The 13,312-nt window shown below is 42.0% G+C and carries 12 protein-coding genes; 4 read left to right on the forward strand and 8 right to left on the reverse strand.

The features are described from left to right. Nucleotides 1–90: 90 nt before the first annotated feature. From EL162_RS10060 to EL162_RS10065, 6 genes are all read right to left on the reverse strand, one after another. Complete coding sequence (locus EL162_RS10060) at nt 91–249, reverse strand: hypothetical protein (RefSeq protein WP_170161446.1); 159 nt, start codon at nt 247–249, stop codon at nt 91–93. Between the two features lie 156 nt (nt 250–405). Next, nucleotides 406–864 carry a hypothetical protein gene (locus EL162_RS09145; RefSeq protein WP_126331504.1) on the reverse strand — a complete coding sequence of 153 codons (459 nt, stop codon included), beginning with the start codon at nt 862–864 and terminating at the stop codon, nt 406–408. Continuing rightward, nucleotides 861–1,547: a VENN motif pre-toxin domain-containing protein gene (locus tag EL162_RS09150; RefSeq protein ID WP_227543401.1), complete on the reverse strand. Its 687-nt coding sequence runs from the start codon at nt 1,545–1,547 to the stop codon at nt 861–863. The genes EL162_RS09145 and EL162_RS09150 overlap by 4 nt, the downstream gene beginning before the upstream one ends. Nucleotides 1,548–1,707: 160 nt before the next feature. Next, nucleotides 1,708–2,082 (reverse strand): hypothetical protein, encoded by a 375-nt coding sequence (locus EL162_RS09155; RefSeq protein WP_126331505.1) that lies wholly within the window; start codon nt 2,080–2,082, stop codon nt 1,708–1,710. A gap of 225 nt (nt 2,083–2,307) precedes the next feature. After that, nucleotides 2,308–2,655, reverse strand: a complete 348-nt coding sequence (locus EL162_RS09160; RefSeq protein WP_126331506.1) for an Imm8 family immunity protein — start codon at nt 2,653–2,655, stop codon at nt 2,308–2,310. Between the two features lie 73 nt (nt 2,656–2,728). Beyond that, nucleotides 2,729–2,899 carry a hypothetical protein gene (locus EL162_RS10065; protein WP_170161447.1) on the reverse strand — a complete coding sequence of 57 codons (171 nt, stop codon included), beginning with the start codon at nt 2,897–2,899 and terminating at the stop codon, nt 2,729–2,731. A gap of 114 nt (nt 2,900–3,013) precedes the next feature. Between EL162_RS10065 and ileS the strand changes: the two genes are divergently transcribed. Further along, nucleotides 3,014–6,328 carry an isoleucine--tRNA ligase, N-acetyltransferase domain-containing gene (gene ileS / locus EL162_RS09165; protein ID WP_126331507.1) on the forward strand — a complete coding sequence of 1,105 codons (3,315 nt, stop codon included), beginning with the start codon at nt 3,014–3,016 and terminating at the stop codon, nt 6,326–6,328. After that, nucleotides 6,321–6,842 (forward strand): signal peptidase II, encoded by a 522-nt coding sequence (gene lspA / locus EL162_RS09170; RefSeq protein ID WP_126331508.1) that lies wholly within the window; start codon nt 6,321–6,323, stop codon nt 6,840–6,842. Before ileS ends, lspA begins: the two co-directional genes overlap by 8 nt. A gap of 588 nt (nt 6,843–7,430) precedes the next feature. On the opposite strand, the gene EL162_RS09175 is transcribed toward lspA, so the two are convergent. Next, a complete protein-coding gene (locus EL162_RS09175) occupies nt 7,431–9,545 on the reverse strand; it encodes a TonB-dependent receptor domain-containing protein (protein ID WP_126331509.1) in 2,115 nt (704 codons plus the stop codon). A gap of 363 nt (nt 9,546–9,908) precedes the next feature. Continuing rightward, complete coding sequence (guaB, locus tag EL162_RS09180) at nt 9,909–11,381, reverse strand: IMP dehydrogenase (RefSeq protein WP_076555975.1); 1,473 nt, start codon at nt 11,379–11,381, stop codon at nt 9,909–9,911. 252 nt (nt 11,382–11,633) lie between these two features. Here guaB and EL162_RS09185 point away from each other — a divergent pair, with 252 nt between their 5' ends. Both EL162_RS09185 and EL162_RS09190 read left to right on the forward strand, forming a co-directional pair. Next, nucleotides 11,634–12,203 (forward strand): hypothetical protein, encoded by a 570-nt coding sequence (locus tag EL162_RS09185; protein WP_126331510.1) that lies wholly within the window; start codon nt 11,634–11,636, stop codon nt 12,201–12,203. 87 nt (nt 12,204–12,290) lie between these two features. Further along, nucleotides 12,291–13,082: a DsbC family protein gene (locus tag EL162_RS09190; RefSeq protein ID WP_126331511.1), complete on the forward strand. Its 792-nt coding sequence runs from the start codon at nt 12,291–12,293 to the stop codon at nt 13,080–13,082. Nucleotides 13,083–13,312 lie beyond the last annotated feature (230 nt).

Consider the following 13,312-nt stretch of genomic DNA (forward strand, 5'->3'; position numbering starts at 1 on the left):
GTTCCCATGAGTCGTTTGTATATAAACAACAAGAGCTTCTGAAATTGCCTCATAAGCTTGGTTTTCACAGGTTATATTCATAGTTTTTACTCACTGGTTGGACTCGTAAGGATTTAATATACGACCATCAATTATTGGAACAACCTTAAATTGATTTGGTTGCACTGTTTTATCATTTGGATAACTTATCTCAATCCTAATAGAAACAGATTTTCCTGCTTTAAGATGACAAACCAATTCATTTTCCATCTTCTTCCAATTGCTTCATCTGAGACTTAATCAAAGAATGGTGGGTGAATTTCTTGGCTTGGCATAATAATTTACCTTGTTGGATAACAAATTTAATGCAGAATAACAGTTTGGGGTTTTGGAGCTGTCTTTTGCTGTTTTGCCATGTTTAATTTACTAAAGACAGCCAGAATCTCTTGCTAATTTATTTGCTTGTTTTATTTTAAATAAATCCTTGATATTAATATGTAAATTTGCAATATTTAGATTTTTTAAGGATATGTAAGAGTGATAGTCATCTATATTATTAAATACCAGTAGATTTCCAGCATTGTCCAAAATAGCATACATAATATTATTTGGAAAATATTCAAATATGCCACCTTGTGAGCTATCGCATATTTTTCCTTCAGTATAAATTATAAAATGAGTGTTGTTATACTCTGTGCGGTTTATGATTGCTCCAACTGTTTTATTTTTCAGCGACAGATACTCAAAAAATGCATTATCCATCTCAATAGCATAATAATCACCATTAAGCCGAATCTCTCTTAAAAAAAAGATTTGCTTATATAAATAAATAATAGTTGTGCACATTAACAGAAAAAATATAAAAAATACTACATATTTTCTCATTGGAAATCCCTAAGATTTTTTATTTTATTTGCATCAAAATTACCATTGAATTTAATGTTATATGATGTACATCCACTCGTTGCTGTGCATCGTGGAGAGCCTATAACTGTTTCAATATTTCTAGGGACTGCCAGAATGCCTGAGTTATGCATTTCAAAATTATAGGTGTCATTAAACACGCCATAGGTTCCATTGGTTCTTCTGACCAATGTCAGACTTCCTGTAATCGCCCATACATTATAAGTAGTTGGTCTGACAACAATTACCTGTCGACCATCAGGTTTAGATTCCCACGAACTTCCAGTTATTTTCAGCTCACCCAGATCATTAACATCAACTTGTATTTCCAAATTTTCATTAGTATTTAGTTGATATAAGAGATCAGCCTGCCTTTTACTTCTTAGAAATTTCCATCCAGCATTTCTATCACTACTAATATGCCGAGCCATCTCATTTGCTTTATTCTGATCCGCTTCTGGCACTTTACCTTTATTGATATAAATAGCATTCCACCTAACCGCCTCTTCAGCACTTGCTGATGCTGTATTTACATCAAACTCGTATAATAAGGCAGCTGATGCTGACAGCAGTTTGGCGGTGTTGATGATTTTTTGTTTGTCTTGATCTGATAAGATGTAGGCAGTTTTACCATCAATCATGACTGCTGGATAGCGATTTGTCATCCAATCACCAACCATCTCACCTATCATAGCACCTAGGGCAGCTGATTCACAGTTATTTTTGGCAATTTCAGCAGAAATACAGCCTGTGAGGGCAGCAGCAAGTTTGTGTTTGGTGTTATTAATAAATCCTATGTCGTTTTCGTCTAAGGGTTTTACAAAATTACATTTGTTCTAAACCATTCTTATAGCTATCTAACTGTTTTGCAAGCTCATTATAAACCTGCCAAAATACTTTTTCAGCATTTGGGTCGGCATCATGAAATTTATCCCAAAAATCCCCTGAAAATTTTTGGTGCCTTAAAGTCAGTCCATCCAGATCATTTACACAAACCTCCCAATCAGATATTAGGCGACTATCAATAATTTCAAACTCATTTAAGCTCACCACAATTGGTGTATGAATATCTTCGCTTTTAACCACAATTTCTACAGAACCATCTAAGCAGTTGGCAACAATATCTAAAACAACATACAATTTATCTTTAATTAACCAACCTTCGTATTGCTTGTGCCTTGCGATAAATTTAACAATCATGGTTTTACCACTCCTTTTACTTTGTAGTCTTTGGTTTCGTAATCAATTTTACCTGTTTTAGTATTCATGTAAAAGTGAATTTGCATAGATTGACCATTGGGCATTTGGATGGACTTAGTTGTATACTTTGCCCAATCTTCAATTTTTGCACCATCTTTGGTTGGTATTTTTAAGGTTGGTAGTGTTTAAGAGATTGGGCAAATGTTGCAAATCCTTTAAGATGCCTTACTGATAATTGTCAAACTCCCACAGTGCAAACTGATTGATTTGATTGGCAATCTCATGCCAACTGTTGCCCGATGCCTGTTCAATACAATGCTGTATTTTTGTCTTAATTTGATCAAGATTAAAGCAGTCCACCAATAAATATCCGCGAACTGGTGCTTTGAAATTTTGTTCGTCAAACCATTTGGGTGTGCAAATGGTTAAATAAAAAATATCAGCACCTTCTTTATCCGATGCTCCTATTAGCAAGCATAGATCCAGATCAAAAAAATCAGGGTCTTCTGGTTGGTATTTTGTCAGTACAATATCAGCATCGGCAGCATAGATTTCTTTTAATATTGCTTGCATATTTAATTCTCTATATTTAAATGAGCATTACGCATAATTTTTCTCTTCCAAACTCCTTTAACCTTAATAAGCTCTATTGTTTCAAAATTCGCCTGAACGCCAGTTCGCCCATCATAGCACCTAGGGCGGCTGCTTGACAAGAACTGCCTGCAAGTTCAGCAGAGACACAATCTGCTAAGCCTGCAGTAAGTTTGTGGATTGTGCTATTAACAATGCCAGTGTCATTGACACCCACAAAAACCAATCACCCATGCTTATATTGGTCAATCAGCTATCAACATCGGCACAATTTGGTCTTTATAAAATCTTGCTTTTGCAGTATAATTAGTCAATTTTTATCAAATTTTGTGAGCTAACAATGAGCGAGCCGATTGACTACAAAAACACCCTAAACCTTGCTGATACTGCCTTTGCCATGCGGGGCGATCTTGCCAAGCGTGAGCCGATTTGGCTGGAACAGTGGCAAAAAGACGATGTCTATGGTCAGATTCGTAAGGCTCGACAAGGTGCCAAAAAATACATCTTGCACGACGGCCCTCCTTATGCCAATGGTCAGATTCACCTAGGTCATGTTGTTAATAAAGTCTTAAAAGATATTATCATAAAATATAAGACTCTTGATGGCTATGATGCACCCTATGTGCCGGGTTGGGACTGTCATGGCCTGCCCATTGAACAAAAAGTTGAAGGCATTATCGGCAAAGTTGGTCAGCCCCATAAAGACAAAAGCAAAAACGGCGAAATTGTCAATGCCACCGAGTTTCGAGGGGCGTGCCGAGCCTATGCCAAAAGCCAAGTTGAGTTGCAGATGGCTGATTTTAAGCGACTTGGTGTGCTGGCAGAGTGGCAAAACCCATACCTGACAATGAATTTTCAGCAAGAAGCTGACACGGTGCGTGCCCTAGCTCGCATCTATGCCAATGGACATATCGTGCGTGGGCTAAAACCTGTCAATTGGTGCCTAGACTGTGGATCTGCCCTTGCTGAAGCGGAAGTTGAATACGAAGATAAGCAATCCGATGCGATTTATGTTGGCTTTGATATCACCAACCGCGAGCAACTGACCGCAACTGCTAATATTGACGGTGTACTACAAGCGGTAATTTGGACAACAACCCCTTGGACGCTGCCTGCCAACCAAGCCATCTCAGCTCATAGCGAGCTTGATTATGCCATCATTCAAGGCAGAAAAACAACAGATTTTATTATCCCTAATGAAATCAGCAGCGAGAATTTTTTATTAAGACGATTGACCAAAAATGATAAAGCCCAGCTACAAAAACAGGCAAGCAATCCTGAAATCTGGGCATTGACGCCAACCAAGCGTCATCTGCCAGAGGTGTTTGATCCATTTTTTGAACAAGCACTCAAAGATCGAGCCTTTGCCATCATTGACAAAAAAACCAACGAAATCATTGGCACGACCCGTTTTTATGATGACCAGCCAAACAATGACAGCATTGCCATTGGCTTTACATTTATCGCCGCCGAATACTGGGAAGTAGGGGCAAATGACGAAATCAAACAAGCATTGCTAAACTACGCCTTTGGCTATAGAAACACCGTTGATTTCTACATTCATGAAGGCAATGAACGCTCTGCCAAAGCCATCAAAAATATCGGCGGTATTTATCAGCAAGATGTAGAAAATAAATTTGGCAAAATGTGGCATTATACCATCGCAAATCCAAAGCCAATCACTCGCCAAGCCAGTTTTATTGTGGCGGCTGATTTGGTAGAAACCTTTGCCAAAGAGGTGGGCTTGGTTGATTATCACAGCATCACAACCATCAAAGGTGAGGCACTGACCGCCCTAACAGCACAGCACCCATTAATTGATAGCCGTCAAGTACCACTGATTACAGGCGATCATGTTACTGCAGACAGTGGTACAGGGCTTGTGCATACCGCTCCTGCACACGGGGTGGACGATTATAATGTTGGACGCCAGTACAACCTACCCACCGAAAATCCAGTCGGTGGCAATGGCGTGTATCTGCCCGAAGCAACGGTCTTTGTTGGTGAGCATATCTACAAAGCACAGCCACAAATCATCAATACCCTACAAGCTTCTGGACATCTGTTAAAGCATAATAAAATCACGCACAGCTATCCACATTGCTGGCGACACAAGACACCGATTATCTTTCGTGCGACCGCCCAATGGTTCATCAGCATGGAAAAGCAAGGGCTTAAGCAACAAGCACTGACCGATATTGACAAGGTTGTTTGGACACCTGCATGGGGTCAAAACCGCATCGAATCCATGATGGGCACTCGCCCTGATTGGTGCATCAGTCGCCAACGCACTTGGGGCGTGCCAATTGCATTTTTCATGCACAAAGACACCCAAGAACTACACCCCGATACCGAGCAGTTGCTCGAAAAAGTCGCCCAAGTTATCGAAAATGGTGGCATTGAAGCATGGTTTGATACACCGAGCGAATATTTTATCGGTGATGATGCCAAAGAATATCAAAAATGCACAGATACGCTTGATGTGTGGTTTGATTCTGGAGCGACCAATTTTGCCGTATTGGGCAGTCGTGAGGTTCTTGCCAATCCTGCCGACCTGTATTTAGAAGGTTCAGATCAGCACCGTGGCTGGTTCCAGTCATCACTACTGGTCTCTGAGGCGATTTATAAGCGTCCGCCATTTAAGCAAGTGCTGACACATGGCTTTACTGTTGATGCCAAGGGCTATAAACTGTCCAAATCCAAAGGCAACACCAAGGGCTTTGAGCCTGCTGAACTTGCTGACAAATACGGCATTGACATTGTGCGTCTATGGGTGGCATCATCCGATTATCGCTACGAGATGGCAGTTTCAAAAGAAGGCTTTGACCGTGTTAGCGATATGTATCGCCGCATTCGCAATACCATTCGTTTCTTACTTGCCAACACCGATGACTTCAACCCTGCCACAGATATGGTTGCAGACGATACGCTCATCAGTCTTGACAAATATATCCTGCACCGCACTCATGCGGTACAAAAAAACATCATTGCTGCTTATGACAACATGGATTTTCACCAAGTTTGTCAAGCAGTGATGGCATTTTGTTCGCAGGATTTGGGCGGGTTTTATTTGGATATCATCAAAGATCGCACCTACACCACCAAAGCCTGCGGTCTGCCTCGCCGCTCAGCACAGACGGCACTGTATCATATTGCACACGCCCTGCTTCGTTGGATTGCACCGATTTTATCCTTTACTGCTCAAGAGGCTTGGCAGGTGCTAAAAAACACAGATGGCTATATCTTTACCCAAACTTGGTATCAGCTACCTACGCCACAGATGGCAGATATCAGCGTGGCGGACTGGGACGGCATTTTGCAAATGAAAGAAATGGTCAATAAAGCTATCGAACAAGCTCGCAGCGACAAAATCGTCAGCAGCAACCTAACCGCCCAAGCCATTATCAACACCAACAAACAAACCGCCGAAACTCTGGCAAAACTTGCCGATGAGTTGCGTTTTGTATTCATCACCTCCGATGCCACCGTTGCTATCAGCGACACGCCACAAATCACCATCCTAGCTGCAAATGGCAGCAAGTGCGTGCGTTGTTGGCACATTCGTACCGATGTTGGCACAGACAGCAACCACCCCGAGCTTTGTGGTCGCTGCATTACCAATTTACACACAGGCGAGGTAAGAAATTATGCCTAAGACGCACCCACTTGCACCAAATGGCAATGCCGCCTTTATTTATTATGGCATTGGTTTATTGGTGCTGGCATTTGACCAATTCATCAAGCATTATTTTGACAATAAATTGGCACTGGGCGAGAGCATCAGTGTCATCGAGCCTGTGCTGAATTGGACTTTGGCTTATAACTACGGTGCTGCTTTTAGCTTTTTGGCAGACGCTGGCGGTTGGCAAAAATGGTTTTTTATCATTTTGGGCATTGTGGTAACTGCTTATATCGTCATCTATTTACGCCAAATCCCAAAAACTGCCAAAGTACTAAGCCTTGGTTTGGCTGGCGTGCTGGGCGGTGCTTTGGGCAATGTGATTGATCGGGCGGTACATGGCTATGTCATTGATTTTATTCATGTACATTATGCCAATGTATGGAATTATCCCATTTTTAATACCGCCGATATTGGGATTTGTGTCGGTATGGCTTTGGTGATTTATGACATGTTGTTTTTGGAAAAAAAACGCCTACCAACTGGCTAAACCCACGCCATTGCTTGTTGTATTTTGGCGGTACTTCCTGCCGATCAAAATACAACGAGTTTTTCTATCACATAACGCCAACAAGCAAAACCCAAATCATCAAAGCTCAGCAAATATCATACCAACAAATCAACCGTAGTCCTGCCACACTTGACTTTGTCAAAGCCATACACCCCAAGCCACAACTGCTCAATTGTGCAATTTGACCAATTAACCCAAGCAAACTCCGATACGCAAAAATATCAATCGCACCAACACTGTGTATATTCAGCAAGACTGCCTGCCACAGGCGTGTATTCTGCCTTATTGATTTTTGCCCAGCAAGATAAATAACTATAAAATATCCAGCACAAAACAGACCACCATTATTTTGTAATAATAAAATATATATTGTAAGCAAAATACAAATTCTGGCTGAAAGTTTAACAAGCCAAACCTTTCCATTGTAAGCGTATGATTATTCAGACAATGCCTCTATCCATTATTACAATGATAAGCCAGCCCTATTGTTATATGCTGCATTTATGGTCAAAAAAACACCCAAGTTTGTCATCTTGGGTGTTCGTGGAGAAAGCAGTGATTGACTGCTTAGAAAGTAAAATTCACACCGACACGATAATCACGCCCTTGTGCAGGTACGCCAGAATTGGCACGCTGTGAATGTGGTAGGTAGTATTTATCAGCCACATTGTTAATTGCAAAATTAACATTCAGCTTGTCTGTGCCATAAGGCTTCCAGTTGGCAAATAGGTCAGTTTTGTTATAACTTGGGCGAATTGGATTAGCAACCGAGTTATCATTAACCGCACCCACAGTGGTGGTTACATCACGGTTACGCACGCCTACTTCTAGGTTTGGATTTTTAAAGCGGTAAGACAAAGAACTGGTTACTGTGCGACCGATATTAAAGGCAAAATCTGGATTTAGATCGCCTTCGATATCTGGCAAACCATGGAATTTTGGATCGTTATCAGAGACGCTAACACGAGCTGTCAATCCACCTTGGCGATAACCAACACCCACTTCATAGCCCTGATTGGTGATATAGCCAACATTGGCAATATTGCGAATTTGTTTGGCATCATGGCGGTTTTGTGGATTTACTACCGCATCGTCAATTTTTTGCCAGAAATAGCTACCATCAAGCGTCAATTTACCTTCATTGGCAAAAGTATGATTTAGGTTAAAACCAACTTCGGTATTGCGTGCCCGTTCTGCCTTGGTGCCATCAGCGATTGAAATAATACCGCGTCTGCCATGCGACATCACCGCATCATATAGGCGTGGGCTACGAGTAGCGTAGTTGTGGTTGGCATTTAAGCTAAGCGATGGTGTCGCTTGCCAAATCAGACCAAGGCTTGGGTTAATTGCCCCATCAGATACGGTTTTGCCGTCCATTGCCTTGTAGGTGAAGTGGTCATAACGCACGCCTGCAGTTACAGTAACTGGACCGACATCACTGATTGCCTCAAAGTAAGCACCTGTGTCCGTTTTTTCGGCATTTCGAACATCAGCCCCCAATTCAACCATCTGCCGAGGCTGTCCCCTTCCAGCAACATTGATTCTATCGGTAGCTTTGGAATAAAATGGCGGCTGTGCTTCTTGATAGCGGTAATTCACCCCGTATTTTACCAAAGTTGATTCGCCAACCTGACTGTCAAAGTTAATGTTCGCACCTTTTGTGGTGATGGTTGTCGTGGTTGGGCCTTGAATGTTGCCGCAATAGCCACAGCCACTGTCATCTGCCGAATAGCGTTCATTTTTAATCAAATAAGCATTGGCAGTAATATCGGCAAAACCTAGGTTTTTGGTCGTCCACTCAAGGTTTGTCTGGTCTTTGCTCATCTCACGATAGCTTGGACTTTGGCGAGTGTCCGTACCCCCAAAGTCAGGAAATTCCTCACGCACCGTACGCATACCTTTGGTAATCTCACGAGTTTGGCTTAATACCAAGCGATGATTGCCCAAGTTCAGACCTGCTTTTGCCAAAAATGCTTGCTTGTCCAACGCACTGTAGGTGATGACAGATGAGCCATCAACAGGGTTTTTGTAATCCTTACCTGCTTTATAATTTTCATCATCATCGGCACGATTGGCAGATAATAACAAATCAAAATTGTCCGCCTTACCAAAAGCAGTTACGCCGTAGCTGGCAGTTTTACCATTGCTGGCATAGCCTGCATTGAGCTTTACACCATAATTTTTATCACTGCCCTTTAATAAATCGGCAGCATCCAGTGTTTTTGCGATGATTGCCCCATTGGTTGCACCAATACCCGCCGATGCCGAACCTGCCCCTTTTTGGACACTGACAATTTTTACCAAACTTGGATCTAGGATAAATCTGCTTTGATGATATAGTACTTGTGCATCGCTGTAGCCATTATCCACCTTGATATCGATAGAGTTTTGACCCATACCACGAATGGCAACATATTGCGATGTGCCATTACCACCTGCAAACTCAATGGCTGGCTCTTGGTTCAGTAAGCCACGCAAATCCGTCTCGGTGCTTTCGTTCTTTTGTGCTGTGGTTACAACATTGGTTTTTACTTTGGCACCTTGTCTGTCAGCAGTAACATAATCAGTTGCCAACACGACATTAGCAGTTGCAGGGGGAGTTGTTTTGGTTGCTGCAAAAGCAGTGCCATAGCAAACGGTAGCAACAGCAACGCTCAACGGCAATAATTGCAATTTTTTCATAAATTCTCCAATGATTTTTGGACAAAACTTAGTTTTTGGTTATAGCAACAATTACCCAACACCAGCGATATTATGGCAAGAAATTATACAATAATACAATCAACACAACAAGCTGGTAAGGTACAAGCAAGAATTCTAGCAGAATATTTTTTGTTTGTAAATGATAATTTGTACTATTTAATAAAATAAATGCAAATGACTTGTATTTGTAATATGGTAAATACAACAACCGTTCAGTTCATGCAAGCATGACTGTCCTGCCGATAAATATTATGAATAAATCAACGCCAAAATCCCATAGGGCAAACCAAAGGCACAAAAAAAAAGCCAAATGCAATGATTTGGCTTTTTGGATTGACAGGCTTAGTTTTGGCGATAGTTCGGTGCTTCTTTGGTAATCTGCACATCATGAACATGGGATTCTTTCATGCCTGCTGAGGTAACTTTGACAAAAGTGGTATTTTTACGCATCTGCTCAATGGTTGCACAGCCTGTATAGCCCATGCTTGAACGCAAGCCACCTGCCAACTGCCCAATAATGCCCGACACAGGGCCTTTGTATGGTACACGACCCTCAATGCCTTCTGGCACGAGCTTTTCAACACCGTCTTTGGCATCCTGAAAATAGCGATCTGATGAGCCATTTTGTCCGCTCATCGCCCCCAGACTACCCATGCCACGATATGCTTTGTAGTAACGGCCTTGGAATAGCTCAACCTCGCCCGGTGCCTCTTCGGTACCAGCCAACAAACTGCCCACCATGATACAAGATGCACCTGCAGCGATGGCTTTTGCCATATCGCCACTAAAGCGGATACCGCCATCGGCAATCAGTGGAATGCGGTCTTTTAATGCAGTGGCTACATTATCAATGGCACTGATTTGTGGCACGCCAATGCCTGCGATAATACGAGTTGTACAAATAGAACCCGGTCCGATACCAACCTTAACAGCATTTGCTCCTGCATCCATCAATGCCAATGCTGCATCACCTGTTGCGATATTGCCACCGATGACTTGGGTATTGGGGTAGTTTTTCTTAATCCATGCAACACGGTCAATCACCCCTTTTGAGTGTCCGTGTGCGGTATCAACGATGATGACATCAACCTGAGCCTCAAGCAATGCCTCAACACGAGCTTCGGTATCCGCCCCTGTCCCCACAGCCGCACCGACACGCAAGCGTCCCTGACTGTCTTTGGCAGCATTGGGATTGTTTTCGGCTTTGGCAAAATCATTGACAGTAATCAAGCCTTTTAGGCGATATTCATCATCAATCACCACAACTTTTTCGATGCGATGCTTGTGTAATAATTCTTTAATGCGTTCTTGGGTTTCGCCCTCTTTGACCGTAACCAGCTTGTCTTTTGGGGTCATGACATTGGCAACTGGCTGATCCAAATTGGTCTCAAATCGCAAATCGCGATGGGTAACAATGCCCACCACTTTATTTGTACCAGCTTCCACCACAGGCACACCACTGATTTTATGCTCACGAGTCAGGGCAAGCAGCTCGCCAACACTGACATCAGGTGTAACCGTAATGGGGTCTGCCACTGTACCAGCCTCGAACTTTTTAACATGGCGAACACGGCGTGCCTGATGAGCAATGTCCATGTTTTTATGGATAATCCCCATACCACCAAGCTGTGCCATTGTGATTGCCATTTTTGATTCGGTAACTGTATCCATCGCCGCTGAGATAATCGGCAAATTTAGCTGAATATCCGTGGTTAGGCGTGTGGTTAGATTGGTTTGTTTGGGTAGGATTTCAGAATAGGCGGGCAACAACAAGACATCATCAAAAGTCAAGGCGTCGTAGGCAATGCGTAGCATGGTTATTTTCCTGTATAAGTGCCAAATCATAATCAATTTACCGCCAATCGGCAAAATAATTACAAAAGACAGCTGTAAAATAACGCCGTATTGTATCATAAAATGGTGATTTTTTGCAAAATTTTCTTCATTCTCCTTTATATCAATGATAAAATCCCAATGTTGGTCGTTAAGTATATCAAAAATCAGACGATTGTTTTAATTTTGAAATCATCAAACCTTAAAAATATACCAAGATAATGGAGATCATAAATGAAGAGTTGTATTTTGTTTATAATTGGCATTGGTCTGACCAATAATCTTTATGCAGCAGATTGGACAGCTGCATTTAGTTATCTTGAGCAAGGCAAGAAAGGCGATGATGGCAAATTACTTGATAGTATTATGGAAAATACCTTTGAGCAAATCACCAATACCAAGAATCAAAATCCAGATACTCAGCCTATTTATAAACTTAGCAAGATGGCAAGGACAGGTAAATTTAACAATATCAGCATAGCTTATCGCAATGATATGCTACCAGCTAAAGTGTATTATAATAAAGATGATACCTATCTGATGGCTGTATATCCTTTAAAAAATGCCACGCTGTATGGACTACCTTTGCAAAGTTTTAGCTATTATCTTGGTTGTGACGAATGCGACTATGTTGGATTTTATGCAACATTTAAACCAATGAGCAAACAACAATACCTAAACTTACAAAAGACAATCAAGTTTAAAAACGAAGAAGAAGATGGATGTCTGGGTGAAAATCAACCTTTGGCAAGTTTTGAGCAACGCAATGGAAGAGTTCATTTATCTTTAAATATTGGCTGCTAAATTTTGGCTAATTTTGCACAAAATGATGATTTTTGGCATAATAATCATACCCATCACCCAACTTTAGCTATTTTATTGAGAGATGACATGACAACCATCAAATCACGCTTAACAATACTCATCGCCACCATACTGCTGACCGCCTGTGGTCAAAATACCGCCCAAAGTGCCACAAAAGCCACCGCAGCCACCCAAAGCACCCCAACCACCGAGCAGCAAAGCAACAGTGAAGTGGTCGCAGCCCTGCAAAACAACCTTGCAAAATCCGAGGTTGGTATTAAGCCCATTGCTGCCTATGCCACCGCCATGCCTGATATTTTTTGGGTAAATTTTGATGATGCACCAGCCATGTTTACCGACAAGACAGGCAGCTATCTGATTCAAGGGCAAATCGTCAAATTAGGTCAGCCTGATATCCAAGATATCGGTGCTGATGCCATTGCCAATATTGCCAAACAATCCTTGGCAAACATTGACAGCAGTGAGATGATTATCTACCCTGCCAAAGGCAAAAAACAAGCTGCTGTTTATGTTTTCACCGACCCAACTTGCTCATATTGCCAAAAACTTCACAAAGAAATTGAGCAAATTACCGCAGGTGGTATTGAGGTACGCTATTTGGCATGGCCACGAGCCGAACGCGATATTCCGTTGGTTGAATCGATTTGGTGTAGCACAGACCGCAAAGCTGCCCTAACCGCTGCCAAGCAAGGTCAAACCATCAACAGCACCACTTGCGATAATCCTGTCAAACGCCACAAATCATTAGGCCTACAACTTGGAGTCAGTGGCACGCCTGCGATATTTACCGAATCAGGTCGGCAAATTGGTGGCTATCTGCCAGCCAGTGAGCTTATCAAAGCCGCCACAAGCAACTAACATCTGGCAAGGTTGGCTAAAAACGCCAGCCTTGCCTTTTATGCCCAAGTCCTGCCAGTAATAATTTAAAAGCAAAGCACCTAGCGACACGGCAATTCCAAACCACTTAATCACACCCTGAAAATTTGGCAACAAACCCAAAAAATCTCTGGCATAAAACACAAAGTTGTGGTAGATTAGAGCATTTAAACTTCAAACACAGCTTAACAAACCATCACCAAACAAAACGC

The sequence above is a fragment of the Moraxella cuniculi genome, assembly GCF_900637105.1.
GTDB lineage: Bacteria > Pseudomonadota > Gammaproteobacteria > Pseudomonadales > Moraxellaceae > Moraxella > Moraxella cuniculi.